This window comes from Lysobacter sp. N42, from assembly GCF_004344885.1.
Window position 1 is genome coordinate 14,380 of sequence record NZ_SKFB01000019.1, and the last position, 25,251, is coordinate 39,630.

Below are 25,251 nucleotides of genomic sequence, written 5' to 3' on the forward strand. Positions count from 1 at the left end.
ATGGGCCGTAGATGGCCCTGCACCTGCAGTAAGGCGCTGAGTGCGGAGTCACCGTGTCGACGCCGCAGCGCTGACAGCGCCCGTGGACCTGCGGCACCCGCATGAAGAGAAGGGCGCGCCGTCCAGCGCGCCCTTCTGTCTTTCCGGTCGGACGATCAGCGCGGCGCCACGAACCGCCACGTCGACGGCGGGCGCACACGCACGACCGTGTGAGTGCCGAAGGACCCGTTCTGCTGCGCGAGCGAGACACGCACGTCCGCGGCACTGCCCGACAGCACGTCGGCACGCCCGTCGCGGTTGAAGTCGCCCAGCGCGAGCACCGCATGACCGACCGGAATCGCCGCACCGCTCGGCCCCGCTGTGGCGACGGCGCCGTTCATCGTCCAGTAGTACAGCTCGCCAGAGTTCCCGTTATGCCACAGCACGTCGCTGCGCGTGTCGGCATTGATGTCCGCCACGCCGGCAAAGACCCAACTTCCGGCCGGTCGCGCCGCGACCGCCGTCGACGGGCCGAAGCTTCCGCTCGCGAGCGCCAGCGAGACGCGTACCTCCGCTGCGTTCGCGGAAAGGGCGTCGGCCTGCCCGTCGCCGTTGAAGTCACCCATCCCGATGACCTGGTGGCCGATGGGGACGAATGCACCACCTTGCCCGCCGACGATGCTCGCTCCGCTCATCAGCCAGTAATACAGCTCGCCGGATACCGTGTTGTGCCACAGGATGTCGCCGCGACCGTCGGCATCGATGTCGGCCACTCCACCGAAGGCCCAGCTCGACGGCGGCCGGTTGGCGACGACCGTGGCAGGGCCGTAGCCACCGGCAGGCAACGCCAGTGACACCCGGATCTCGGCACCGTTCGTGGAAACGATGTCCGCACGACCATCGGTATTGAGGTCCGCGGTGCCGATGCTCGTGTAACCGGGGGGAAGGAACGTTGCACCGCGCTCGTAGGTCACGGCGCTGCCATTGAGGAGCCAGTAGTACAACTCGCCCGAGTCGACGTTGTGCCAGATGACGTCGGAGCGCCCATCGGCGTCGACGTCGTTCAACGGCATGCCGCGGTTACGCTCCACGTCGTCGACGAACTTCCAGCCGGCGAACGGCCTGGGATTGATGAGCGCGGCACTGCCGAATCCAGCAGCCGTCTGGGCAAGCGATACCCGCGTCTCGGTTGCGGATGTCGCCACGACGTCGGCGCGACCATCGCCATTGAAATCCCCCAGCGTTACGACCTCGAATCCGGCGGGTAGGAAGCTGCCGCCTTGGGTACTGGCGACCGCGGAACCGTTCATGACCCAGTAGGACAGTTCGCCACTGTTGACGTTGTGCCAGACGATGTCGGCGAGGCGGTCGCCGGTGACGTCACCCGCCCCCGCGAAGGCCCAGCCGGCTGCCGGCCGGTTGCCCACGATGTTGGGCGCCGTGTAGACACCGTTCGGGCGTGCGAAGGAGATGCGCACGTCGAACGCGTTCGCCGACAACACGTCACCCCGGCCGTCCCCATCGAAATCGGCGGTCGCGATCGCCGTATGGCCGATCGGCAGGAAGGCATTGCCATTGCCGCCGACGATGCTCGCGCCGTCCATCAGCCAGTAGTAGAGCTCGCCGGATCCGCGGTGATGCCAGATCATGTCGGTGCGGCCGTCCCCGTTGACGTCGGTGGCGCCCGCAAACGCCCATACACCTGGCGGGCGACTGGCGACCACCTGGGTGGCGCGGAACGAATTGGACTGACCGAACGAAATGCGCACGTCGGCGCTGCTCGCGGACACGACGTCCAGGCGGCCGTCGCCGTCGAAGTCGCCCGACCCGATCGCGGTATGACCAATGGGAAGGTACGCGTTGCCCTGCCCGTCGGCGATCGCGGCGCCATTCATGAACCAGGAATACAACTCACCCGAGTTCACGTTGTGCAGAACGATGTCCGAGCGTCCGTCCAGATTGACGTCGCGCATGGCACGGGACGGGTCAGGCGTCGGAGCCGGCGCGACGGCGGCGCGGAATGCCGCCACGGACGCGAACGTCTTCGTGATGCTCTGCGCGTTGTCCGCGGAGTTTGGGACGCCGCAGGCGATCCCGCCACAGTAGCTGATGCGTGGATTCGAGAACACGCGGTAACGCGTTTGCCCCGAGTCGCCATAAGCCATCACCGTGTAGAAGTTTCCGGCGGCGGCGGTCGTCTTGTAGCCGAACGAGTACTCGAAGACGCCGTACTCGTTGCTCTGCAGCACGTTGTCGTCGCCGTCAGCGGTATCGCGGTCGTGCGCCGAGCCCAGGTTGTGCCCGATCTCGTGCGCCAACGTCTCGTCGCGACAGAAATACGTCTTGCCGTCGGTACCCGCATCACGGCCATCGGCAACCACCGAATAGCCGAAGTACTCGCTGCTGGCGCTGATGCTGCCCCGACGTCCGCCCCCGATCATCCAGGCGATACCACATCCTTCGTTCTCGGGCGTGTTGAATCGCCGCACGAGCGATACCAGGTCAGCGCCGTACTGGTCCCTGGCGGCACGCAGTGCATTGAAGGCCGGATTGGGCGTGGTCTGCGTGCTTGGCGCCTTGAAGCCAGTAAGCTCCTCCAGCGCCGTGTCGTTGGCATTCGCGTCGGTGTAGTTGACCACCAGCGTCTTGACGAGGCGGACGCGCGTGTCCATCTGGCTGTTGACGTAAGCCTCGTTGGTGATGTCCACCATGTTGTTGAGGCGGGTCACGGCCTGCGACTCGCCACCGTAGTAGCTGACGAACCCCGGTGTGTACCCGAGCAGCAGATCGACCTGACCGGTCGATGTCACCGTGGCCGCCTCGGCTGACGCCGCCGCGGCACCCGGCGTCCCAACGCGTTCGGCCGGAGCGCCCATGGCACGCGGTGCGATCTGTGGCGGGATCAGGAAGTCGGGCTCCGCAGGACGCGTCGCGGCGCTGTCGATGAGCGCAATGCGCCGCGGATCGGTTTCGACCAGCCACGCCACGCCGTCGCGGATCGTCAGGCGCAACGCCTCCCTGCCGGGCTGCGCGATCGAGCCAAAGGCCGCCTTCGGGCCGAAGGTGATGATGGCCTCGTTGGCAGCCGCGCCCACCACGGAGCCGATCCAGGTCCAGTCACCGGAGGCATGCTCGACATGCCGCTCGTATCGAAACTGGAGGTGCTCTCCGGCAGGGCTGGTAAAAGACAAGACTCCGCCTATGGCGGCACGGGCGTGGGACTCGCTGAGGTCGGCGCGATGCCAGGTATATGCCCCGTCGCGGCGAACGACCCGTGCCTTGGGATAGGCGACGAGGCTCCCGCGGTCGGGCACCGCTGCGAACCGGCGCGACGACTGCGCATCGAGGATCGATGCCGAGGACGGCCGGGGGACGGCCGCGGCCGGCCCTGGCGCTTCCGCGGCAGTCGCAGAGGGGGCCTGATCGGAGGGTCCACCCCCCGAACAGCCGGCCATTGCCAGCGCCGCCGCGAGCAGCAGCAGGGAAAGACGTGCCGTCATGGTGGCCCCCGGAGGTCAGAACTGGGGGCATCTTCTCGTCAAGGGATGGTGAATTCAATGCCACACGTCGCAACTGCACGGCACCACGCAAGGTAGTTGCCGCCAGTTCATCCGCGTACCGGCGGCACGCACGGCTGCGGCGGGCGTCCTGGTCAGCGAACCACGAAGTCGGCAATCCCGATCGGTCGGTTGCGGACCTGGACCTCGACGTTGTAGCTACCCGGCTTCATGCCATTGGCCTGCGAGAACCGGTAGTGGGCGAAATCCCCACCGGCGGGCAGCTTGGTGCGCTCCTCATGGTGGGTTCGGCCGTCCTGGTAGGTCCAGAAGACCGTAACGGGCGCCCCGGGGGGCTGACCGCGCATCACGAAGGACACATGGACGGTGTCCGAAACCGCAAAGGTGTTGGTGGGCTGGGCGACCGCGCCGTTCGGGCCAACGGCAGTGCCGAGCTTCAGGGCATCCGCAGGCACCGTGGCCGGGACCGCGCCTGCCGGATCCTTGCGGGGATCGGAGAAGAACTCGTCGTCACTGTCTCGGGCCGCGTCGGTCTGTGGCGCGACCACCTGCTGGTCGTCCGAACCGCAGCCTGCGAGTGCGAACACACAGATGAGTGTACCGAACACGGCATTGCGCAGCTTCATCGAGATCTCCAGCGTGGGGCGAGGCATGATGCGGTCAGTGCGCGATTATGCAGCCGGTGCGGGCGGCAAGCTCGTCCGCCGTGACCCCCGGCGCCAGCTCCACCAGCCTCAGCCCCTGCTCCGTGACGTCCATCACCGCCAGGTCCGTGATGATCCGGTCGACCACACCCACGCCGGTCAGCGGCAGCGTGCACTCGGGCAGGATCTTGTGCTCACCGTTCTTGGCGGTGTGCTCCATCAGCACGACCACGCGCTTGACCCCGGCCACCAGGTCCATCGCCCCGCCCATGCCCTTGACCATCTTGCCGGGCACCATCCAGTTGGCGAGGTCGCCCCTGTCGGTCACCTGCATGGCGCCGAGGATGGCGAGGTCGATGTGGCCGCCGCGGATCATCGCGAAGGAGTCGTGGCTGCCGAAGAAGCTCGCGCCGGGGATGGCGGTCACCGTCTGCTTGCCGGCGTTGATGAGGTCGGCATCGACCTCGTCTTCGGTCGGGAACGGGCCGATGCCCAGCAGGCCGTTCTCGCTCTGCAGCCAGACGTGCATGCCGTCGGGAATGTGGTTGGCCACCAGCGTCGGCAGGCCGATGCCGAGGTTGACGTAGGCGCCGTCGGTGAGTTCGCGGGCGGCGCGCTGCGCCATCTCGTCGCGGGTCCAGGGCATGTCGTTTCTCCGTTCGGCGGCGTTGCCCGCCGGTAGATTCAGTAGGCGGTGGGACGACGGCTCAGGCCGCGCGGACCGTGCGCTGCTCGATGCGCTTCTCGGGCGAAGCGTTCACGACGATGCGGTCGACGTAGATGCCCGGCAGGTGCACGTGGTCGGGGTCGATGGCGCCGATCGGCACCAGCTCCTCGACCTCGGCCACGCAGACCTTGCCCGCCATCGCGCAGGCCGGGTTGAAGTTGCGCGCGGTCTTGCGGAACACGAGGTTGCCCGCCTCGTCGGCCTTCCACGCCTTGACCAGCGAGACGTCGGCGCGCAGCGCGGTCTCCATGACGTACATGTGGCCGTCGAACTCGCGCGTCTCCTTGCCCTCGGCCACCACGGTGCCGTAGCCGGTGCGGGTGAAGAAGGCCGGGATGCCCGCGCCACCGGCGCGCAGGCGCTCGGCCAGCGTGCCCTGGGGATTGAACTCGAGCTCGAGTTCGCCGGAGAGGAACTGGCGCTCGAATTCCTTGTTCTCGCCCACGTAGGAAGAAATCATCCTGCGGATCTGCCGCGTCTCCAGCAGCAGGCCCAGGCCGAAGCCGTCGACGCCCGCGTTGTTGGAGATCGCGGTCAGGCCCTTGACGCCCGAGTCGCGCAGCGCGGCGATCAGCGCCTCGGGAATGCCGCAGAGGCCGAAGCCGCCGACGGCGAGTGTCTGGTTGTCGGCGACCAGATCGGCGAGCGCCGTCTTGGCGTCGGGATAGACCTTGCTGCGCGCGGCCATGCAGGCACTCCGTGTTCGGGACCGGCGGATTCTAGCGACGCACATGCTGCGCTGCACCGTACGTTCGGACGATGCGCCGGGTGGATGGCCGCGGCGCACCGGGCCGCGTGGACGTGGCAAGCCGGAAGGGACGGACCGACCCCGGCGGCGGCGCGAGCGCGGGCCCTCGGCCCGCGGCGGAACGGCCGGCCGCGCTCAGGACCGCCCGTAGACGTCCTCGAGCCGCTCGATGTCGTCCTCGCCCAGGTAACCGCCCGACTGCACCTCGATCAGCTCGACCGGCGTCTTCCCGCGGTTGCGCAGGCGGTGCACGACGCCGCGCGGGATGAAGGTGCTCTCGTTCTCGGCGACCTCGTACACGCGCTCGCCGCAGGTGACCTCGGCCACGCCGGACACCACGACCCAGTGCTCGGCGCGGTGCGCGTGGCGCTGCAGGCTGAGCGCCGCGCCGGGGTTCACCACGATCCGCTTGACCTGGAAGCGCGGGCCGACGGCGAGGGAGTCGTAGCTGCCCCACGGCCGGTAGACCTTGCGGTGCACCAGGTGCTCGGTGCGTCCGGCGGCCTTGAGCCGGTCCACCAGCACCTTCACGTCCTGCACGCGCTCCTTGCGGGCGACCAGGGTGGCGTCCGGCGTGTCGACGATCACCAGGTCCTCGACGCCGAGTGTCGCGATCATCCGGTGCTCGGCCGCGCGCACGAGATTGCGGCGGCTGTCCACCGCGATGACGTCGCCGTCGATGCGGTTGTCGTCCGCATCGCGCCCGGCCACCGCCCACAGCGCCGACCAGGAGCCGATGTCGCTCCAGCCGCAGCTCACCGGCACGACGGCGGCGCGATCGGTCTTCTCCATGACCGCGTAGTCGATGGAGTCGCTCGGGCTGGCGGCGAACGCGGCCGCGTCGATGCGCACGAAGTCGAGGTCGCGCCGCGCATCGCCGTAGGCCTGGCGCGCGGCCTGCGCGATGGCTGGCGCATGGCGCTCCAGCTCCTCGAGGTAGCGCGACGCGCGGAACAGGAACATGCCGGAGTTCCAGGAGTAGCCCCCGTGCGCGAGATAGCTCTCCGCCGTGGGCCGGTCGGGCTTTTCGACGAAGCGCTCGACGGCGAAGCCCGCGCCATCACGCAGCGGCGCGCCGCCGAGGATGTAGCCGTAGCCGGTTTCGGCGTAGTCGGGACGGATGCCGAAGGTGACCAGCCAACCGTCCGCGGCCAGTCCCACGGCGTGCGCCACCGCGTCGCGGAAGGCGGCCTCGTCCTCGATCAGGTGGTCCGCCGGCAGCACGAGCATGAGCGCGTCGGGGCCGCGGGCGACCAGGTGCAGCGCCGCCAGCGCGATCGCCGGTGCCGTGTTGCGCGCCGCGGGCTCGAGCAGGATGCCCCCACTGGCGATGCCCACGGCCTGGAGCTGCTCGCCGACCATGAAGCGGTGGTCGTCGGCACAGACGGTAACGGGCGCGGCCGCACCGGGCAGCCGGCTCGCGCGCAGCACGGTCTCCTGGTAGAGCGAGTGGTCGCCCATGAGCGCGAGGAACTGCTTGGGCTGGTTCTGGCGCGAGAGCGGCCACAGCCGCGTACCGCTGCCGCCGCTGAGCACCACGGGATACAGCATCGGATCGTCCGCGAGGTCGGGGCCGAACAGGATACCGCCCCGGCGCCGGCCCGCCGCCGCGAACGGGCCGCCGTGGGCTAAAATCCGCGGTTCCCGGGCGCGCGAGGCGCGCCGCTCACGGAAGCCCCATCCGATGAAGATCCTCGTCGCCTACAAGCGCGTGGTGGACTACAACGTCCGCATCCAGGTCAAGCCCGACGGCACCGGCGTCGTCACCGAGGGCGTCAAGCTCTCGCCCAATCCGTTCGACGAGATCGCGCTGGAAGAAGCCCTGCGCCTGCGCGACAAGGGCGTGGCGAGCGAAGTGATCGTCGCCACCATCGCCCCGGCCGATGCCCAGGCGCACCTGCGCAATGGCCTCGCGATGGGCGCCAACCGCGCCATCCACGTGGTCGTCGACGCGGGCGCCGAGGTGCAGCCGCTGACCGCCGCACGCACGCTGCTCAAGCTGGTCGAGCGCGAGCAACCCGACATCGTCATCCTCGGCAAGCAGGCCATCGACGACGACGCCAACCAGACCGGCCAGATGCTGGCCACGCTGTGGGGCCGTCCGCAGGCGACCTTCGCCTCCAAGGTGGACGTAGCCGACGGCAAGGCCACCGTGGTGCGCGAGGTGGACGCCGGCCTGGAAACGCTGGAAGTGGACCTGCCCGCCGTCGTCACCACCGACCTGCGCCTCAACGAGCCGCGCTTCATCAAGCTGCCCGACATCATGAAGGCCAAGAGCAAGCCGCTGGAGACGCTCGCGTTCGCCGATCTGGGCGTCGAGTCCGGCGCGGGGCTCAGGACCACGTCCTACGCGCCGCCGGCCAAGCGCTCGCGCGGCATCATGGTCAAGGACGCGGCCGAGCTCGTCGCCACGCTCAAGCAGCGCGGCCTGCTGTAATACGTCGTCCCCGCGCAGGCGGGGACCCAGCGACTTCCGCACTGCGAGACGCCAGCGTCGGCCGTGCGGGAACCCCGCAAGAAACGAGGATCCAACGATGTCGAAGGTCCTGATCGTCGCCGAACACCTCGGCGGCCACCTCAATGCCTCCACCGCCAAGTGCGTGACCGCCGCGCAGGCGCTCTCGCCCGAGGCCATCGACCTGCTGGTGCTGGCCGACGCCCCCGAGGCCGTCGCCGCCGAGGCCGCCACGCTCGCCGGCGTCACCCGCGTGCTGACGATCGCCAATCCGGCGAACGCGCAGGCGATCGCGCAGGTGCTCGCCCCCCAGGTGGCCGGCATCGCCGCCGCCTACAGCCACGTCTTCGGCCCGAGCACCACGTTCGGCAAGGACCTGATGCCCTGCATCGCCGCGCTGCTCGACGCCCCGCAGGTCTCCGACGTGATGGCGGTCGAGGGCACGCACGTCTTCAAGCGCCCCATCTACGCCGGCAACGCCATCGTCACCGTCGAGGCGCCGCAGGACCGTCCGGTCGTGGCCACGATCCGCACCGCGTCCTTCGCCGAAGCCGCACGCGGTGGCAGCGCGCCGGTGGAGGCGCTCACGGTCGAGGCCGTGCTGCCCACGCACACGCGCTTCGTCGGCCTCGCCGCCGGCTCCAGCGACCGCCCGGACCTGCAGTCCGCCCGCCGCGTGGTTTCCGGCGGCCGCGGCGTGGGCTCGGCCGAGAACTTCAAGGTGATCTACGACCTCGCCGACAAGCTCGGCGCCGCCGTCGGCGCCTCGCGCGCGGCGGTCGACGCCGGCTACTGCCCGAACGAGATGCAGGTCGGCCAGACCGGCAAGATCATCGCGCCCGAGCTCTACATCGCCGTCGGCATCTCCGGCGCGATCCAGCACCTGACCGGCATCAAGGACGCCGGTACGATCGTCGCGATCAACAAGGACCCGGATTCGGCGATCTTCGAGATCGCGGACATCGGGTTGGTGGGGGATCTGTTCCAGATCCTGCCGGAACTCGAGGCTGCGCTCTGACGACGATGCGCCTTCTCGTCACGGGAGGCACCGGGTTCATCGGTTCGCACGCCTGCGCCGATCTCCTGGCCCGTGGCCACGAAGTGACGATTGTCGACAATCTCGCCAACAGTCGCGCCGATGTCGTCGAGCGCATCGCGGCGGTGGCGGGACGACGCCCGCGGTTCATCATGGGCGACGTGCGCGACCGCGATGCGATGCTTGCAGTGCTCCGTGGTCAGGGCATCGAAGGCGTACTTCACTTCGCCGCCCTGAAGGCGGTCGCGGAGTCCTGGGAAAAGCCGTTGGCCTACTACGACAACAACGTCGGCGGCTCGCTCGCGCTCTTGCATGCGATGCAGGAGGCATCGGTCGACCTCCTGGTCTTCAGTTCCTCCGCAACCGTTTACGGCGACCCGGAGCATTGTCCGGTTGACGAGACGGCACCGCGCCGGGGTACCAACCCGTACGCGCGCACCAAGCTCATGACCGAGGACATCATTGCGGACATCGCGTCGCAAAGGCGCACGTTCCGTGCGGCGACGCTGCGCTACTTCAACCCCGCCGGTGCGCACCCGTCCGGGTTGCTGGGCGAGGAGCCGTCCGGAGTACCCAACAATCTGATGCCCTACGTCGCGCAGGTCGCGGCGGGCGAACGCAGCGAGGTGCAGGTCTTCGGCGGCGATTACCCCACCCCAGACGGCACCGGCGTACGCGACTACATCCATGTGGTGGACCTGGCCCGCGCCCATTCGGAGGCGCTGGAGTACCTGGTACGCGAACAGCGCTGCCTCACCGTGAACCTGGGGACGGGGCGCGGCTACAGCGTGCTGGACGTGATCACTGCCTTCGAACGGGCCTGCGGCCGAACGATCCCGCGCAAGCTGGTACCGAGGCGGTCAGGCGATGTTGCCGCCTGCTATGCCGACGCCTCGCGGGCATTCGAACTGCTGGGCTGGCGCGCCCGGCTCGGCATCGAGCGCATGTGCGAGGATGCCTGGCGCTGGCAGTCGCGCCGCGCAGCCCGCGACTGATCCGCCGATTCAGCCGCCGCGCGTGATACGCACGTGCAGTTCGTTGTAGACGAAGACGTCCCCTACGCGGTCCCAGTCGAAAGGGAAGCGGAAGGCACGCTCGACTCGCCATGGCGCATGGACGATGTCACGCACCATGGATTCGTCGACGTACACCCGGTGCGTCGGGTCAATCCGGAACCCCGCACGCCCGGGGACGATGACGAGGACGTTGCGGACGCCCAGCCGCTCGCCCGCAACGAGGAGTTTGCGCAGGATGTCGGCCGGCGCATCGAGGTGCTCGAGCACGTGGCTGATCACCATCGATTCGAAGCGCACCGCCGGATCGAACAGCGAAAGGCTCCACTCGTCGGCGCAGCCGTCGTAGAACTCCACAGGCAGGCCCTTGGCGCGGCAGTGCTCCACAGTGGCGCGGTTGTACTCCAGGCCGAGCGATCCCTGCGGGAGCCAGCCCAGCAGCTCCCCGACGCCACAGCCAAAGTCGAGCGTGGGCCCGCTGAGCTGCTGCGCCGCTCGGCGCAGGTAGATCTGCCGCACCCACTTGCGCAGCGCACTGCGCTCAGACTGGTAGCGGGTGTAGCGGTCGTCGAATTCGGTCGCCATGTGATCCTCAATCCGCTGGCCCGCAGCGCTTGTCGTCGCCAGGCCCGGCCTGTCCGGGAACCCGCGGGTTCGCGAGGGAAATCGATCGCGCCAAGTCGGTGATCGACCGGTGCAGCTCCCGCTGCTTGAGAGCAAGATTGAGCAGCATGACGAAGCTGGTCGCGCTATAGCAGTAGAGGACCAGGTCTGCACCCCGACCCACGCCCGCGATCGCGGCGAAGCGATCGGCCATCTCCGGGAACCACACGAAGAACGTCCCCACAAGGCTGATGAGGATCAGCGAAAGGCCGACGGGGCGTGAACGCCGCCACTCGCGCAGACCGTAGGCGATGACCAGTAGCGCGAAAACGGTGAGTACGTAACGGATCACTTGCGCAGCCTCGCGAGGAAGAGGTCGAGCACGATGTTGAATGCACCGAAACCGGACTGCCCCTTGGCCATCGAGTATTCCGTGTACCGCACCACGACCGGAACTTCGACATAACGCAGTCCGTGCCTTGCGATCTCCTCGAGTATCTCCGAGGCGTGCGCCATGCGGTTCTGCCGGATGCGTATGCGCGCCGCCGCATCCGCCCTGAGCGCGCGCAGGCCGTTGTGTGCGTCGGTGACGCGGAGGCCCGTGGTGAGGCGCGTAAAGACGGTCGCAGCCCGGAGCAGCCAGCGACGGGCTGCCGGTATCGATTCCGCAGCACCGAGGAAGCGGCTGCCGAGCGCAACCTGCGCACCGCTGTCCTGCAGGGCATGCACCATGGCGACAGCATCCTCGGGCCTGTGCTGCCCGTCGGCGTCGAACGTCACGATGTACTCGTACCCTTCGCGACAGGCATAGGCGATACCCGTCTGCAGGGCTGCGCCCTGGCCCAGGTTGATCGGATGAACGAGCACGGTCGCACCGGCAGCGAAGGCATCCCCGGCAGTACTGTCTCGCGAGCCATCGTCGACGACTACCACGGTGCTGAAGAGGCGCCGCGCGTCGCGCACCACGTCTCCGATCACGGCCGCTTCGTTGTACGCGGCGATGACGACCGCGGTCCGCGAGGCAAGATGGTCCATCCCACCGCTCCCTGTTCTTTACCGCTGGTAAGCGACAAACATCACGCCCAGCGAAATCATGAGAATCCCGGTCCATTGCAGCGCGGTCAGGCGCTCGCCGTAGAAGTACCAGGCAGCGAGGGCCGTGATCGTGTAGATCATCGCGCCGCTGAGCGCGAACGAGACCGCCAGTTTCTCGCGCGTGAGGACGAAGAACCAGACGACGTAGCCCAGGACCTGCAGGGACAGCGCCAGCCATACCAGGGGATGCAGCGCAGCGGCCAGGATGAAGGGCACGGGCCCCTCACCCAGCGCGAGCCTCATGGCCGGCATGTTCACGGCCTTCTTGAGGATCATCTGGGCGACGAGGGTGCAAATGGTCGTCGTCGCAATCAGCAGATAGGTCAGCGGCACTAGATGTATTCCTGGTACGAGCGGCTGTACAAGCGGCCGAGTATGCTGGCCACGGGTGCCGGCCACAGCCGGTTGAAAACGAGCGCGTCCTCGGCGCGCCGGCTTCCGTCATCCAGGCAACGTGCGGTCTCGCTCCGGGTGTGAACGCGATGCGCCATGAGGCGACCGGGAACGCGGGCAATCGCTCCTCGTTCCGACAGGTCGAGCCACGCCAGCCAGTCCATGTTGGTCCGCAGGTCCTCGCGGAAGCGGAAGTCCGGCGCCAGCCCGCGGTTGAGGGTGACCGCGGGGCACACGATCGAATTGCCGAGCCCGAGCAGCAGACGGCGTGCAACAGGGCCATGGACCGACCGTCGCCCGATGAATGCGGCTGCGACGAGCATGCGCTTCACGCGCGCGTTCATCCCGTCGGCACGCGCGTCGCCATCCTCCGTGATTTCCTCGGCATCACAGAAATACAATGCCGCGCCCGGGCGCGCACGGTAGGCGTCGAGCATGGCAGCCGAGTAGCCCCGGTGGTAGGTATCGTCCTGATGGGCGATCGTGACCAGCGGAGTGTCGGCCGCGTCGAGGGCGCGGTTCCAGTCGTTGCCGATGCCGCGGTTGGGCGCGTGTACAACGAGACGCGCGCGGTGTGCCCGGCACAGGTCCTCGATTCCGTCGAACGGCGTGGACGTCGCGACGACGATGGGGCTGGGCGCCTGCTGTGCGGCAAGCGAGGCCAGGCACGCCGCCAGGTAGGGCGAACGGCCGTATGCCGGCACCACGAAACTATGCAGATCCGTCATGCCATCGGTTCCCCTGCCGCCGCAGGCATCGATACGCCGGCCTTCATCGGCGCGAGGAGTCAGTCCCGACGTACCACCTGCCAAGCCGGGGCCGGCCCCGGGCATCGGCCACGTACACGATCCAGAGCAGCGAGACCAGGCATACGGCAGGAAACAGGTACCTGAAATCGCAGGCAATGGAGGTTGGGAGGTAGGAGGCGTAAAGCAGCAGCGTTGCCAGCGCAATCGCCATCGATGCCCGTTTCACCCGCGGCCGCATGGCCGACGCCAGGATCAGGCCCGACACCACTGCAAATGCCGCCAGGTACACCCAGTGCCGGTAAATGGGCCACCGGATTATCTTCTGCGAGAAGTGATAGATGTCCTGGTCGTAACGATCCAGACCCGGCTGGAAACCGATCTCGCGCAGGTAGCGATGATCGCCGTCGATGCCGACATGGATGGGCAGGCAGGCCTTTACTCCGTCCGCGTTGAGAATGGCGCGGAACACTTCCCACCGATGCTGCAGGTAAGCGCGCGGCTCGGCGCGGACCAGCGTCCACCAGTGCCCACGGATGCCGTCATATCCAGGCAGGGACAGCCATTGGGTGACCGTCGGACTGTACCAGAGGAAGTCCCCACGATCGGGGGAATAGACCCGGCGCACTTCCGTGCGCAGCGCGTCGGTCATCGGGACCGGGAAGCGGTCGCTGGGCGTCTTCGAAAGTGCAGTGATCCCGGCGACGTCGTACTGCATCAGCCCCCGAAACCCGACCTGGTTGCCCAGCTTGGGGTCGGTTTCGATGGTCCGCGCGACCAGATGGCTCCCCAGCACCAGACTGAGCAGGAAGCACGCGACCAGCCCGACGCCTCTCGCAACTACCTGTGTACGCCGCAGGCCGCGCCCGACTGCAAGTGCGACGAAGGGAACCGCAAGGAGGACGGGGGCCATGAAGATGCCCTGTTGCCGGACCTTCATGCCGATCGCGAGAACCACCGTACTTGCAAGAGCGAACAGCACGGCCCGCCTTCCATCCGTGACGCAAGCCAAGATGCCGCAGCCCGCCCCAAGCGTCATGAAAGTGGAGAAAACGATGTCCTTCCACACGATCCCGACGAACAGGAACAGGATCGGATTGAGCAGGATCAGCAGGATCGCCACGCACCTCGACACGACGGCCCGCCGCTCCCCACCCCGCGTGGCGAGCAACGCGGCACCGCTGACGGCAAGCGACAGGTAGGTCAGAACGACGTTCAACGACATCAGGCGTCCGGCCGCGTCAGGACCGGTGCCGAGCCACCTCAGGATCGCCGTCATGTGCGGCGGGTTCCAGGTCACCGACTTGCCGAGGGTTGCCTCGTAGAGCTGCATGCTCGAGTCCATCGAGACGTGCCCCGGGTAGTGAATCGCGATTGCGAGGGTGCTCAGGAGTATCGCGACAACCAGCAGCACTGCCGCGGCGCGCCCGCTGTCGGCACTGGCTTCGACCCTGGCGGAACCGGTTCCCATCGGCACGGCAGCAGGGCCCGTCAGTGGATCGTTATGGACTGGTTGGTCGCACAGTACGAGCGTGCGTTACCCTCGCCCTCTACGAAATAGAGTGCGTAGTCGCCGGGCTGGACGTCAGTGAAGGCGACGTCGACCATATAGCCGGCCTTCGCGAACGCGGGGTTCTTGAAGTAGTCGGCGACATCCCCGCGGGGCCGGCCCGTCTGCACCGGCACGCGATAGCTGGAAATACCCGAGAGCAAGAGCTCCACGTTCTGCGGAACCACGCCCCGGTCTTTGTTGACCACGAAACCTACGAGCCGGTAGCCCTTGTCCCGTGAAGCCTTGTAGGTGTTTGGCCGATCGCCAGGGCTCGCGGCTTCGTCAGGGACCGTGACCACGTTCTCCACGGAGCAGACGCCGCCCGTCAGCGCCGCAGCAATCACCTCCGGGGTCTCAGTCGCGGGTTGCAGCTTCATGCCGGGCGCGGCCGCCGGCGCAGTTGCCGCTGGATTGCCCGCCGCGGCAGGCACCGGTCCCTGGCTCGGCGCCTGGTCGGCCTTCTCGCTGCACGCAGCGAGCGAGCCCGCGATGGCCAAGGCAGCAAGGATTCGGAACGCATCACTCATGGATCGTCTCCTGGTGGGACAAGGGGGCGCACCGTTGAAATACGCGCCGCCGACAGGCACGCGGCCACACCGCACGGCCGCAAGCGCCGATCGGCCGGGCGGCGAACGGACCCGCAATGATCGCAGCTGCCGTCCGGCGTGAGCAAGGCACGCGATCAGCGACGCGGTCGCGCGCCTGGCGAACGGCCGGTCGCGATAGCGCGCAATGTGACAAGCGCGCCATGGGTCCGCAGCAGCTCAGACACCCGTCGCCACCGCGCACCGAATGCCTCGCGAGACCTGAGGCTGGCCGCTAGGGCTGACGCCAGCGACCGGATGCGCCGGATCAGGAAGGCTTTTTTTTTGCAGGCAGCCAGTCGTATTCAAGCGGCCCCTGGTGTTCCATCCATCCCCGAAGTCCCGGCTGACCCGGCGAGGTGGCGAACGGGTCAGGGAACGCTTCCTGCAGATCCGGACGGCTGCGATAGACGCGGCGATGTTCAAGGGGGATCGCGGTGCCGTCGCTGTAGGATCCGAATGCCCATGGCAGCCGGGAAACCGGCTCGTCGCCATCGAAGCGGGCTTCCGAGGCGTACCAGTCGACGAGCGCTTGCACGGCATCGTTGCCTGCCGCGTTCTTGTGCGCCATGGCGCGATGCGCGCCGCTGTCGAAACCAGTGAAGTGATAGAACCCCAGCGGCTCGCCATCCACCGTGAAACCCGCCGCCAGGCTCCCGGCCAGCCTCCGCTGCGTCAGGTTCCACGTAGCGACATTGAAGCGCGGGCTCTTCAGTATGTCGACGCCCTCGAAGAACGCCGGGGCCAGGTCGATCCAGCGCTGGTCCGTGAACAGGCCGTTCGCGATGTCCGCTACACAGAAGTGATAGATGCGCTCGGCCCACCAGCCCGCGAATCGCCGCCCCTCGGCGGTGTCGCGCACGCCGAGGAAGCCGAGGTTGTAGACCCCGTGCTTCAGCGCGGCGATCTCGTTGTCGCGGATCGCCTCGAGTTCGACTTCCGGAGTCGTCAGGTGCGGCGTGAGGACTACGCTCGCGCCGTCGAGCCGCCCGAGCATGTCGTCCAGGCGCGAGAACAGCACCATGTCGGGATCGAAGTAGATTACGCGCTCGACATCCTCGCGCGCGAGCAACTCCACCAGGGCAAATGGCTTGATTGCGGTGGCGAGCTCGACGATCGTGTGGAAATAGGTCCACCGGCGTCGGTCGGGGATATCTAGCTCGGCCAGCGCGAAGACCCGGTCGATGGGCTCGCTGGAGAAGTCAACGACGTCGCTGCGCTCGTCGGCGAGTGCAAGCACGACCTCGAACTCGGGATGGAACCGCTTGATCGAGCTGCAGAGCTTGCGCACCTTTGGCAGGTAGTTCAGCGCAGCCGATGTGAATGCAACGGTCTTGCCCACTCGTGACTCCTCAAGCTTCGGTCGCGTCGGCCTGTCCGACGCGTCGAGCGAGCCGCATGATACCGTCAAGCGCCGCATCCGCTGTGATGTCGGCGATTACCTCGCCGTTCGCGTAGCGGGCTACCCGCTCGGCAGGTGCGCCGATGTTGAACACCGCCAGCGGCAATCCCATGGCCATGATTTCGTCCGTTACGAACGAATACGTTTCCGGGCAGATCGACGGCATGAGACAGACGCCAACGCCATAGCGTTCGATCAAGTCCGGCAGCTCGTCCGGCGTGAAGGGTCCATGCACCAGCAGATGCGGACTGGATTGACCGCTGGACTGCAGCGTTCCGAACACCACGATACGCAGAGGTAGCGCGCGATCGTGTATGAGTCGGGCGAGATCGCCGACGATCCCGGCGCCCTTGGCCCGGCTGATGTTGCCGATGACGCCAACGGTGGTCACGTCACGACGCCCCGTGCTCACTGCCCGAAGATGCATGAGGTCGTGATCGTGCGGACGGACCTCGGCACGGCCTGAGGCCGCCAGCCACGGATAGGCGCGGTCGAGGATCTGCGCCGATGACTCGGAGAACACGATGACGCGGTCCGACGAGCGCAGCAGGCCGGCCCACGCCTCCCGCCACTGCCCCGGGTCGACATGGTGGCTGAGCCCGAGCGTATTAGGGGCGTTACGGGGCAGGCAGGCGCGGCAGGCGTCCAGCGACGGCACTCCGCAGTAGCGACCCGTGGCATCGATCAGGGTGAACGCCGGGCACACGGAGTGGAAGTCGTGGAGATGGAAGACGAGCGAGCTTCCGCGCGCCTTGCTGTCGACGCACCATCGGACCAGCTTCAGCGGATCCCCGAAGCCGACAAGATTGTTCACATCAACGGATGCGATCGTCATGCGGTCTAGCGTCGCAAGGACGGCATCCTCATCGGGCTCGCGCCAGCATGCGAGCACACCCGAAGCGCCTACGACGCGCACTTCGCATTCGAGCGCGGCGAGCTGCGGCGTGACGATCGCCACCCTCCCATGCCTCGCGAGACGCTCGGCAACAAGCCGGGCGCGATATACGTTCGCGCCTCCGCCCATGTCGTGGTCGAAGACGACAGCGACCGGCCTGGCTGAACTGCGCTGCCGGACACGTCGCCAGCGTTCTCCCAGCATGCGCACCCCTGCGATCGCGCGCCTCAAGACAGCCCTGGAGCCCCCCTTGATACCGAGCTGCCTTGCCTTGGCGAACAGGCTGCGTGCCTCCATGGGGATGCCCGGCGATGCGGACGGGAGCGAATGCATCCGTATCTCGTGGCGACTTCCGTCCGCCAGTTCGGCGACGAACCGCGCTCCGCGGCCGCGATCGACAGCACCTGCAAGCGAGCCGACCAGCATGAAGCCGCAGTTGCGTGCATGGGGCACGTCCGGGAACACGGCGGCCACGTCGTCGCGCGCGCCGCCCTCGATGCAGGGAATGGCCGCCTCGCTCCCGTCTTCGAGCCAAAGCAGCAGTTCACCCCGGGCCAGCGTCGTTCCGCGATCGAGGAACCAGCCCCAGCCGAACACACGGCCATTGCGTATGGCCAGCGAGTCGATCGCGAAATGACTACTCATGCCCCTGCCCCCGGGGCAGGCCGGCCAGGCGCGCGTATGCTCTCCACAGGCGTGCCCTGCGGATGCGTTCCAGGGCCGTCCTCGCGGCATCGCGCTCCAGCATGAGCTGGTCACGGGCAGCCTCCGTGTCTGCGAGCCTTCCTTCGATCGCCTCAAGGCGCGCTTGCAGTTCGCGGCGCGCAAGCCCATCGCATTCGAGCCGCAGCGCCATGCTCTCGACTTCCGATGCCCGCTGGAGCACGAGCTTCTCCGCCGCAACGAGAGCGACCTGCGTCCTTTCGAGCTCCCGCGCATAAGCCACACACTCGCTGAGCCGCTCGGCCACGATCCGCTGCGCGTCCGCCAGGGCCGCTTGCGTCCGCGCCAGCTCCGCCCCGAGTGCCTCCGCCTCGGCTGTCCTCGCTGCAATGAGCGCCTCGGCACGGGAGAGCGCCGCATCGCGGCCGGACACGTCGGCGGTCAGTGATGCGACGTCTTGCTCCCTCTGGCGAACCAGTTCCTCGGCCGCCCCCAAGGCACGCTGGGTGGCCTCCAGCTCATCGGCCACGATCCGCTGCGCGTCCGCCAGGGCCGCTTGCGTCCGCGCCAGCTCCGCCCCGAGTGCCTCCGCCTCGGCTGTCCTCGCTGCAATGAGCGCCTCGGCACGGGAGAGCGCCGCATCGCGGCCGGACACGTCGGCGGTCAGTGATGCGACGTCTTGCTCCCTCTGGCGAACCAGTTCCTCGGCCGCCCCCAAGGCACGCTGGGTGGCCTCCAGCTCACCGGCAAGACGTCCTGCCTCGCACATTGAACGTGCAACGAGTTCCTCGGCGGCGGCCTTCGCGCGCTCGAGCGCTTCCAGCTGGCCGCGCATCGCTTCCATCTCGGCCAGCCGGGCGTGGGCCAGCGCCTGGGCCTCGGCCAGTGCGGAGGCCAATTGCCGATCACGACGGTCGAGGTCGGCCAACGCGGAAGCGTGCTGCCGGGCAAGTCCGGTGGCCTGGTCGAGGGCTGCCTGCAACGTTTCGGCGCGCCGCTGCGACTGCAGCGAAACTTCCAGCGCACCGCGCCGCCGCCGCTCGGCCTCGCGCGACGCCATGCCGAGAGCATCGATCCAGTCCCGGTGCGCGTCGTCCACGGCGGCGAGCTTACAGGCGATCTCCGCCGCCGCCGCGCGCCACCCCGGCGACACAAGCACTTGGTACGCCTCCAGTGCGAGCGCGTGCCATTCGTCGTCGGCATCCACACTGTCGAAGCGGTGATGGCGTGCCTCGGTCCGTAGGAATCGCCGCAGCCGCGCTTCATGGAGCTCCAGGCCCAACCCCAACGCATCGCTTATGGACGCCATGCGAGGCATCGGATCACGCAGGATCTCGTCGTACCGCACGACCGCCGAGCGCACGGGCGCCGCCGTCGCCGCCTCGACGACGTGACGGAGCCAGAGCAGGCGCGCGGTACGCAGGTGCATGCCGTCGCGTCTCGCGAGCGAGGCCGCGACCTCGTCCGGGTGACGCAGCACCAGCAGCCCCAGCGGCTCGACCCGGGCACTGACAAGTTCGTGCATCCACAGCGGCAGCAGCCGACACATGCGCGGGTCCTTGATGACCCAGGGACGCGCCCCCGCGAAGTCGGGCAGGACGGTGGACCGGATGGCCTCGCCCGCCTGGCCTGCACCAGCCGAGGCGAGCCAGTCCCGCGGCATCGGCCGCACGTCGTCCCATGACCGGTCCAGCGCGTCGAGCAGGCGCTCGTCCGTTGCGACCGCTTCGGCATGTTCGAAATAGCCCAGCGGATTGTCTGGCGCGGCCTCGATCAGGCGGCTGCCGAGGTCGAGGCCGCACTCGGCGAGCGCACCGGCCACCGCGGAGGTGCCTGACCGATGCATGCCGAGCACCAGCACCGCACGGCCGGGGGATGCCGCCAGCGGCGATCCGTCTGCCGTGCCCATCAGCGCGGCGGCGCAGGTCCGCCCACCTGCGGGTGCGCCGGAGACGCCACTGGCGCACCCTCCGCGGGAAGCTCGAGGAGCTCGAAGCGCTCGCCGATGGACCGGGTCAGCGACGTGGCCTGCGAGTCCGATTCCACGATGTACGGCACGATCATCAGGACCAGCTCGGTGCGCCGACGATTCTTCGTACGCGACTTGAACAAGTTGCCCACGATCGGGACGTCCTTGAGCAGCGGTATGCCGTTGTCTGCGTTGCTCGAGCGCGTGGACATGAGCCCGCCGATCATGATGGAACTCCCGTCCCGCAGGCTGAGATTCGTGCTGACCGCGCGATTGAAGATGGATGGCGAACGCACCGCATCACCGGGCTCGAGCGGAAGTGCCTCGCTGACCTCCTGGCGAATCCTGAGATCGATACGGTTGTCGGAGTACACGATCGGCTCGATATTCAGGATGATGCCGGTCTTGCGGTACTGGATCGACTGCAGGATGTTGGAGTTCCCGTCGGTCTGCTGGACCGCCGCGGTCTGCGAGGTGATCGTCGGCACCTCGGTTCCGACGTCGATACTTGCTTCCTCGCCGCTCTTAACTAGCAGTCGTGGCGTTGAAAGCACGGTCAACCGGTTGTCGTTCGCGTAGGCGCGCAGCTGCGCTCTGGCCTGCCCCGCGACATCGAGCAGGTACGTCAGCCCGGGCGCGCCGCTGCCCGCGATAGCGCCCAGGGTTCCCGAACGCACCGTGCCGTTGAAACGCCCAATATCGTTCTTGGCCAGCCAGCTGACGCCGAACTCCTCGCCGTCCTCCAGCGAGACTTCCGCGATGGTCACCTCGATCATGACCTGCCTGGCAGCACGGTCCATCTGCCGCACCAGCGGGAGCAGCCGCGACCACTCCGCCGCCGTACCCTGGAAGATGATCGCGTTGCGCGGCGCATCGAGCACGAGTTGGCCGGAGACCCCGAGCGCCCCCGTGCCTGCGACCGCAGGCTGCGACGCGGGAGCCGATGCGCCCGCCGTGACGGCAGGCTGCGGCGAAGCGTTCGCATCACGCGCCGAAGCCGTCCTGACGCCGTTGAGCGTGGCAACGAGATCTTCCGCGCGCGTGTTCTGCACCTGGTAGTAGAAGAGCCCGGCGCCTGCCGCGGTGGGGTTGGGCCGGTCGATCGACCGTGCCCATTCGATCGCGTGCGCCAGCACCTCGTTGTCGGAGGCGAAAATGACCACGGTGTTGGCGGATGCGACCGGCAGCACGATCACGGCCGCCGACTGCACAACCCCCTGGCCGGTATGCAGGGACGCGCCGTAGCCTTCCGCCGTCAGCACGTCGACGAGACGCCTGGCGAGCTCGTCCGCGGAAACGAAGGCCGGTTCCAGCCGTGTGCTAGCACGACCGCGCATGTAGGGCCTGTCGAGCACGCGAATGGCCGCGGCGGCCTGCGCAACGATGTCCGGACGCCCATAGAGGACGACGGCATTGCGTGCGAGATCGTCTTGGATCTCCAGGGCCTCCGTCTTGAATGCCGTCCGCAACCACTGGTTGACATCCGAAGTCCGTACCGATTGCAGCTCCACCAGCTGGAAGATCGGCCGATGGCTGATCGGAACGTCAGGCAATGCGCGGCCGCTCATCACGAGAGGAGGGTCGAAAGCGCCGCCCTTGGAAGCCGGGGTGAAGTAGACCCGCCCGCCTTCGTAGCTGGTCACCACGCCATAGGTGCGCAGCACCCTGGAGGCAAGGCGGTAGAAGTCCTGCGGCGACTGCGGCCCGGACGTGCGCAGCGTGACCAGGTCGGTCATCTGCGCGACAGCCGGGTCCATCTGGAACGAAACCTTCAGGATGGTGCCGAAGAACTCGTTGATGAACGCCGGGACCGGCACGCCCTCGATGTTGACGTTGATCGGCTCGCCGCGTACCGGCGGCATCCCGGCATCGGCCCGTGTACCGGAAATGGCGGGCCCGGTATTGGGCGGAGTCGGGGTGGGGCTTTGCGTCAGCGCCGTCGGCCGGCGCCCGGTATCGCCGAGCAGGGATACCTCGGCCGGTGTGGGGGCAGGCTTGGCCGGGGTTGGCACGGGGTCGGGAAGGTCCACCCGCACCGGCTGCGCGCATGCGGCCAGCAACGTCACGGCGGCTGAGATCGAAGCAAGGCGCAGTGTGGTCATTTCCTGGGGGTCTTTGGTGGTGCCTGGGCGGGCGCGGATGCACTGGCGGCGCATGCGTCGCCCAGCGGGGTTTCGCTCGCGGTATAGAGCCTGCGCTCGAAGCTGCAGCCCTGCCTCGAATAGACAAGGCCATTGGCAGCCACGGCGGTGACGACACCCCCGTCAGGCAGGGAATCGCCCGCCCTGAGCGGCAGTACCTGGCGGCTTCCGTCCACGGCCACCAGTGCCACCGGCGCCGGGCGGGTGATGATAGCGGTAAGCCTCCACGACGGTGCCTTAACACCGGACTTCCCGGCAGCGGCTGGCGCGCCGAAGATGGAAGCGGATCGCACCAGGTCGAACTCTGCGTCGGTTACTGGCACGGCGGCAGACGGCGGCGGCAGCCGCCAAGCGGCCGAATCCGTCGTGTCCGCCCCAGCCCGGGGCGGCGGCACCAGCGCGCCGGCGGCACCGCCGGCAAGAGCGGCTCCCAAGAGCGTCACGGCGACGCGGTGCCGCTTGAACCTCTCGACGAGAGTCATGGCCTGGCCCCGATCCGGTAGTGGAAGACCACGGTCATCGAAAAGGTGCGGTTCTCGCGGTTGAGCAGGCTCGCTTCCTGGATGACCGCCAGAGTCGGCGAGGTTTCCACCGTCTGCATCAGCTGTACGACCTGCTGGGGCGCTGCCGCGCCCGACAGGGTGACCGGGATGCGCCACAGCCCCCCGCCGGCCTCGACCTCCGCGGGGGGGGCACCCGCGATCTGCACCTGCCCACCCAGTGCCGCGGCGCGCTCCCTGGCCCAGGACTGCACCTCGGCCTGTGCCAGGCCCAACGATGGCGCCGACGCGATCGTCGCATCGAGTCCCTTGCGCATGCGCTCGGCCGCCTGTGCGCGTCGCAACCACTCGGGCTGGGCGGCGAGCGAGCGGAGCCGTTGCATGTACTCGCTGCGGGTCCGGTATCCCTCGGCGAGTGCATCGCGCCAGTCGCGGAAGACGAGCAGCAGCCACAGCCCGACCAGCAGGCCCGCCAAACCGACCGCTATGCGCAGCCTGACATTGGCCTGCCACTGGCGACTGATTCCGGCCAACTGCATCGACAGACTCATGAACGCGGGTCCTGCTGTGCCGGAACGAGCGTGGCCTTCACCACGATCTCATCGGGCCGCGCGCCCATCTCCGCACTCACCGCGTCGAAGATCCGCGCGGCCTCCAGACCGCGCACGACGGCACGCGGATCCGGGGCATCCACCCGTAGGACCGCCTCCAGGCGAACGCCCTCCAGCAGCCTCCACTCGAGCAAGGTCCAGCCGGCCGGCAGGGCGCGCAGCATCGCGGCGAGCGTGCGCACCTGGCCGACCGGTGGGCGCAGCGCAAGATGCGCCTGGATCGCTGCGGCGTCGCCCTCGGCCTTCTCGCGCGCGGCCATGATCTCGGCGACCAGGACCTCCTGGCGCGCGATGGCCCCTTCCAGGCGGCGCGCCTCGCCCCACAGGCGCAGCGCCGACCCGAGCGGCACGCAGATGGCGAGTACCCCGAGGGCGGCAATCGCCAAGACGATCGACGCGCGGTGACGCCCGAGGTCGAGCGCTACGCCCGCGTCTCGGCGCGCATGCCATGCCGCGGTACGCAGCGGGGCTTCCAGCGCAACGGGAACCGTCTCCTGCGCAGGTCGGCCGGTGCCGCGCAGGAAAGCGCTCCACTCCGCGGCGGAGGGCTCAGCGGCCCACCAGGCGGACGCCTGCAGCACTCCGTCCGACCATGCGCGCCCCTCGAAGCCTTCGTCGACGCGAACCAGTTCCGCACCCCCGTCGCGCGGCTCGGCGCGGAGCACGGTTTCGGGGAGGACGCGCCGCGGGCGGCGTTCGCCCTGCAAGGCCGGCGCGAGTGCTTCGGCCGTGGACCAGCTCCACACCATGGCCGCCGACCCGCTCCATGCGACGTAGAACGACGGGTCCGCGAACGGCGCCCAGCGTTTCGCCTGCGCAAGCACGAAGGCTCTGCGCTGGGGGACGGGCACCTGGGACGCGTCGACGAGCGTATATGCGCAAAGGCTGCGCCCCACGGCCCAGTCGCAGACATGGCCGGGAACGACGGTCGCTAGCCCGTCAACGCGCCGCAGCTTCAGGCCTGGCGAGAACCTTTGCCGCAGTCGGGCGGGCCACGCCGTCATCGGGCCGGTCATCTTGGGAAAGGGCAAATTCGTAATCCTCGCGCCACGGACGACCCTCGCGGTCGAACAGGGTGAGCGTCCAGTGCAGCACGCGTACGGCCCCTCCCCCGGGAGCCCACATCTTCAGCGTGCCCGAATCCATAGGATACAGGGAGAGATACTCCTCGCCCCCGGGCGCTCCCCCCACGATCTGCCTGACCTCGGCCATGGCCGTGAACGGCTTGAGCTGCCGCGCATCGACAAGACGCCTCGCCAGCGCTTCGTCGATGCCGGGCAGCGCGACCAGGGCGTCGGACGGCGCGGTATTGACGTTGATCTGTGCCGAGCGGGCACTGGTCACCACGTCGAGCAGGCGCCCATCGGACATGCGGGCGAGCACCTCGCCCCATCCCGCCACACGCCGCAGCTCGAGCGGCGTCACCAACGCCCGGTTGGACGGCGGCGGGCGTCCGCGCGCGCGATACCCGTCACGCTCGAGACTGTTGAGACGGTGCAGGTCGTCCGCATCCTGGTAGTCCTCGAGCAGGTTCTGCAGCGTCGCGACGGGTACCTGCTGCCCTGCCTGGCGGGCGACGAAGCGCTCGATCACCGGTGCAGGAGCCCAGTTGACGGCGATACGGCCACGGTCGTCCTGCAATGCGAACCTGGCCTCACCCAGGCCGCGATGCGGAGTGCCGTCCAGCGTGATCTCGTTGCCCACGGGAACCAGCGAGAGCGTGTCGTCTCCGTCGCGGGCCGCGATACGCTCATCCAGACTGAGCACCACGCGGTCGTCCACGGTGAGGCCGCCGAACGTGCGCCTCTGCGTCAGCAGCAGATAGAGCACCGACGCGCGCGTGTCCGCCATGTCCACGGCAGCCCGCAAGGCGGCCTGGCGCTCGTCTTCCTGCCGGCGCAACCGGTCCGCGGTCACGGCCACGCCGGAGGCCAGCAGTGAGAGGATCACGAGGATCGCCAGCACGAGCACCAGGAC

Annotated in this window: 23 protein-coding genes; 3 read left to right on the plus strand and 20 right to left on the minus strand. The window is 68.3% G+C overall.

The genetic code is table 11. The annotated features are described in order from the left end of the window. Positions 1-155 precede the first annotated feature (155 nt). From EYQ95_RS18380 to EYQ95_RS18400, 5 genes are all read right to left on the minus strand, one after another. Entirely contained in the window at positions 156-3,479 is a 3,324-nt protein-coding gene (locus EYQ95_RS18380; protein WP_132329010.1) for an FG-GAP-like repeat-containing protein, read from the minus strand. A 152-nt stretch (positions 3,480-3,631) separates the two neighbouring features. Then, positions 3,632-4,123, minus strand: coding sequence for a hypothetical protein (locus tag EYQ95_RS18385; RefSeq protein ID WP_132329012.1), 492 nt, complete (start codon positions 4,121-4,123; stop codon positions 3,632-3,634). Between the two features lie 34 nt (positions 4,124-4,157). After that, a complete protein-coding gene (locus tag EYQ95_RS18390; protein ID WP_132329014.1) occupies positions 4,158-4,787 on the minus strand; it encodes a CoA transferase subunit B in 630 nt (209 codons plus the stop codon). Between the two features lie 61 nt (positions 4,788-4,848). Next, entirely contained in the window at positions 4,849-5,556 is a 708-nt protein-coding gene (locus EYQ95_RS18395) for a CoA transferase subunit A (protein ID WP_132329016.1), read from the minus strand. A 195-nt stretch (positions 5,557-5,751) separates the two neighbouring features. Then, complete coding sequence (locus EYQ95_RS18400; RefSeq protein ID WP_132329018.1) at positions 5,752-7,167, minus strand: mannose-1-phosphate guanylyltransferase/mannose-6-phosphate isomerase; 1,416 nt, start codon at positions 7,165-7,167, stop codon at positions 5,752-5,754. 133 nt (positions 7,168-7,300) lie between these two features. Here EYQ95_RS18400 and EYQ95_RS18405 point away from each other — a divergent pair, with 133 nt between their 5' ends. The 3 genes from EYQ95_RS18405 (at position 7,301) to galE (ending at position 10,102) form a co-directional block, all read left to right on the plus strand. Further along, entirely contained in the window at positions 7,301-8,053 is a 753-nt protein-coding gene (locus EYQ95_RS18405) for an electron transfer flavoprotein subunit beta/FixA family protein (RefSeq protein WP_132329020.1), read from the plus strand. Positions 8,054-8,150: 97 nt separating this feature from the next. Next, the gene (locus EYQ95_RS18410) at positions 8,151-9,089 is read left to right on the plus strand and encodes an electron transfer flavoprotein subunit alpha/FixB family protein (protein WP_132329022.1); all 939 of its coding nucleotides are present in this window, start codon (positions 8,151-8,153) and stop codon (positions 9,087-9,089) included. A gap of 5 nt (positions 9,090-9,094) precedes the next feature. Beyond that, on the plus strand, positions 9,095-10,102 hold the full coding sequence (gene galE / locus EYQ95_RS18415) for a UDP-glucose 4-epimerase GalE (protein ID WP_132329024.1): 1,008 nt from the start codon (positions 9,095-9,097) through the stop codon (positions 10,100-10,102). A 9-nt stretch (positions 10,103-10,111) separates the two neighbouring features. Here galE and EYQ95_RS18420 read toward each other — a convergent pair whose 3' ends face one another. From EYQ95_RS18420 to EYQ95_RS18490, 15 genes are all read right to left on the minus strand, one after another. After that, on the minus strand, positions 10,112-10,705 hold the full coding sequence (locus EYQ95_RS18420; protein WP_132329026.1) for a bifunctional 2-polyprenyl-6-hydroxyphenol methylase/3-demethylubiquinol 3-O-methyltransferase UbiG: 594 nt from the start codon (positions 10,703-10,705) through the stop codon (positions 10,112-10,114). Positions 10,706-10,712: 7 nt separating this feature from the next. After that, positions 10,713-11,075 (minus strand): DUF2304 domain-containing protein, encoded by a 363-nt coding sequence (locus tag EYQ95_RS18425; RefSeq protein WP_165924777.1) that lies wholly within the window; start codon positions 11,073-11,075, stop codon positions 10,713-10,715. After that, on the minus strand, positions 11,072-11,758 hold the full coding sequence (locus EYQ95_RS18430; RefSeq protein WP_132329028.1) for a glycosyltransferase family 2 protein: 687 nt from the start codon (positions 11,756-11,758) through the stop codon (positions 11,072-11,074). Before EYQ95_RS18430 ends, EYQ95_RS18425 begins: the two co-directional genes overlap by 4 nt. An 18-nt stretch (positions 11,759-11,776) precedes the next feature. Then, positions 11,777-12,151 (minus strand): hypothetical protein, encoded by a 375-nt coding sequence (locus tag EYQ95_RS18435; protein WP_132329030.1) that lies wholly within the window; start codon positions 12,149-12,151, stop codon positions 11,777-11,779. Continuing rightward, the gene (locus EYQ95_RS18440; protein ID WP_165924778.1) at positions 12,151-12,939 is read right to left on the minus strand and encodes a glycosyltransferase family A protein; all 789 of its coding nucleotides are present in this window, start codon (positions 12,937-12,939) and stop codon (positions 12,151-12,153) included. The genes EYQ95_RS18435 and EYQ95_RS18440 overlap by 1 nt, the downstream gene beginning before the upstream one ends. A 43-nt stretch (positions 12,940-12,982) precedes the next feature. Next, positions 12,983-14,290: a hypothetical protein gene (locus EYQ95_RS18445; protein WP_132329034.1), complete on the minus strand. Its 1,308-nt coding sequence runs from the start codon at positions 14,288-14,290 to the stop codon at positions 12,983-12,985. A 158-nt stretch (positions 14,291-14,448) separates the two neighbouring features. Continuing rightward, positions 14,449-15,036, minus strand: coding sequence for a hypothetical protein (locus EYQ95_RS18450; RefSeq protein ID WP_132329036.1), 588 nt, complete (start codon positions 15,034-15,036; stop codon positions 14,449-14,451). Positions 15,037-15,361: 325 nt separating this feature from the next. Then, positions 15,362-16,435 carry a glycosyl transferase gene (locus EYQ95_RS18455; RefSeq protein ID WP_132329038.1) on the minus strand — a complete coding sequence of 358 codons (1,074 nt, stop codon included), beginning with the start codon at positions 16,433-16,435 and terminating at the stop codon, positions 15,362-15,364. A 10-nt stretch (positions 16,436-16,445) separates the two neighbouring features. After that, positions 16,446-18,035, minus strand: coding sequence for a glycosyltransferase family 1 protein (locus EYQ95_RS18460; protein WP_132329040.1), 1,590 nt, complete (start codon positions 18,033-18,035; stop codon positions 16,446-16,448). Continuing rightward, positions 18,028-19,962: a hypothetical protein gene (locus tag EYQ95_RS18465; RefSeq protein WP_132329042.1), complete on the minus strand. Its 1,935-nt coding sequence runs from the start codon at positions 19,960-19,962 to the stop codon at positions 18,028-18,030. The genes EYQ95_RS18460 and EYQ95_RS18465 overlap by 8 nt, the downstream gene beginning before the upstream one ends. Further along, the gene (locus tag EYQ95_RS18470; protein ID WP_132329044.1) at positions 19,962-22,124 is read right to left on the minus strand and encodes a type II secretion system protein GspD; all 2,163 of its coding nucleotides are present in this window, start codon (positions 22,122-22,124) and stop codon (positions 19,962-19,964) included. Before EYQ95_RS18470 ends, EYQ95_RS18465 begins: the two co-directional genes overlap by 1 nt. Continuing rightward, positions 22,121-22,645, minus strand: coding sequence for a hypothetical protein (locus tag EYQ95_RS18475; RefSeq protein ID WP_132329046.1), 525 nt, complete (start codon positions 22,643-22,645; stop codon positions 22,121-22,123). Before EYQ95_RS18475 ends, EYQ95_RS18470 begins: the two co-directional genes overlap by 4 nt. Next, entirely contained in the window at positions 22,642-23,214 is a 573-nt protein-coding gene (locus EYQ95_RS18480; RefSeq protein WP_132329048.1) for a hypothetical protein, read from the minus strand. Before EYQ95_RS18480 ends, EYQ95_RS18475 begins: the two co-directional genes overlap by 4 nt. Next, positions 23,211-24,305 (minus strand): hypothetical protein, encoded by a 1,095-nt coding sequence (locus EYQ95_RS18485; protein ID WP_165924779.1) that lies wholly within the window; start codon positions 24,303-24,305, stop codon positions 23,211-23,213. Before EYQ95_RS18485 ends, EYQ95_RS18480 begins: the two co-directional genes overlap by 4 nt. Beyond that, a complete protein-coding gene (locus EYQ95_RS18490; protein WP_132329052.1) occupies positions 24,214-25,245 on the minus strand; it encodes a helix-hairpin-helix domain-containing protein in 1,032 nt (343 codons plus the stop codon). Before EYQ95_RS18490 ends, EYQ95_RS18485 begins: the two co-directional genes overlap by 92 nt. Between the last annotated feature and the right edge of the window lie 6 nt (positions 25,246-25,251).

Coding starts and splice junctions, on each gene's coding strand:
- EYQ95_RS18380 (WP_132329010.1), bottom strand. CDS start 3,479: ATGACGGCACGTCTTTCCCTGCTGCTGCTCGCGGCGGCGCTGGCAATG.
- EYQ95_RS18385 (WP_132329012.1), bottom strand. CDS start 4,123: ATGAAGCTGCGCAATGCCGTGTTCGGTACACTCATCTGTGTGTTCGCA.
- EYQ95_RS18390 (WP_132329014.1), bottom strand. CDS start 4,787: ATGCCCTGGACCCGCGACGAGATGGCGCAGCGCGCCGCCCGCGAACTC.
- EYQ95_RS18395 (WP_132329016.1), bottom strand. CDS start 5,556: ATGGCCGCGCGCAGCAAGGTCTATCCCGACGCCAAGACGGCGCTCGCC.
- EYQ95_RS18400 (WP_132329018.1), bottom strand. CDS start 7,167: ATGCTGTATCCCGTGGTGCTCAGCGGCGGCAGCGGTACGCGGCTGTGG.
- EYQ95_RS18405 (WP_132329020.1), top strand. CDS start 7,301: ATGAAGATCCTCGTCGCCTACAAGCGCGTGGTGGACTACAACGTCCGC.
- EYQ95_RS18410 (WP_132329022.1), top strand. CDS start 8,151: ATGTCGAAGGTCCTGATCGTCGCCGAACACCTCGGCGGCCACCTCAAT.
- galE (WP_132329024.1), top strand. CDS start 9,095: ATGCGCCTTCTCGTCACGGGAGGCACCGGGTTCATCGGTTCGCACGCC.
- EYQ95_RS18420 (WP_132329026.1), bottom strand. CDS start 10,705: ATGGCGACCGAATTCGACGACCGCTACACCCGCTACCAGTCTGAGCGC.
- EYQ95_RS18430 (WP_132329028.1), bottom strand. CDS start 11,758: ATGGACCATCTTGCCTCGCGGACCGCGGTCGTCATCGCCGCGTACAAC.
- EYQ95_RS18440 (WP_165924778.1), bottom strand. CDS start 12,939: ATGACGGATCTGCATAGTTTCGTGGTGCCGGCATACGGCCGTTCGCCC.
- EYQ95_RS18445 (WP_132329034.1), bottom strand. CDS start 14,290: ATGCAGCTCTACGAGGCAACCCTCGGCAAGTCGGTGACCTGGAACCCG.
- EYQ95_RS18450 (WP_132329036.1), bottom strand. CDS start 15,036: ATGAGTGATGCGTTCCGAATCCTTGCTGCCTTGGCCATCGCGGGCTCG.
- EYQ95_RS18460 (WP_132329040.1), bottom strand. CDS start 18,035: ATGAGTAGTCATTTCGCGATCGACTCGCTGGCCATACGCAATGGCCGT.
- EYQ95_RS18465 (WP_132329042.1), bottom strand. CDS start 19,962: ATGGGCACGGCAGACGGATCGCCGCTGGCGGCATCCCCCGGCCGTGCG.
- EYQ95_RS18470 (WP_132329044.1), bottom strand. CDS start 22,124: ATGACCACACTGCGCCTTGCTTCGATCTCAGCCGCCGTGACGTTGCTG.
- EYQ95_RS18475 (WP_132329046.1), bottom strand. CDS start 22,645: ATGACTCTCGTCGAGAGGTTCAAGCGGCACCGCGTCGCCGTGACGCTC.
- EYQ95_RS18480 (WP_132329048.1), bottom strand. CDS start 23,214: ATGAGTCTGTCGATGCAGTTGGCCGGAATCAGTCGCCAGTGGCAGGCC.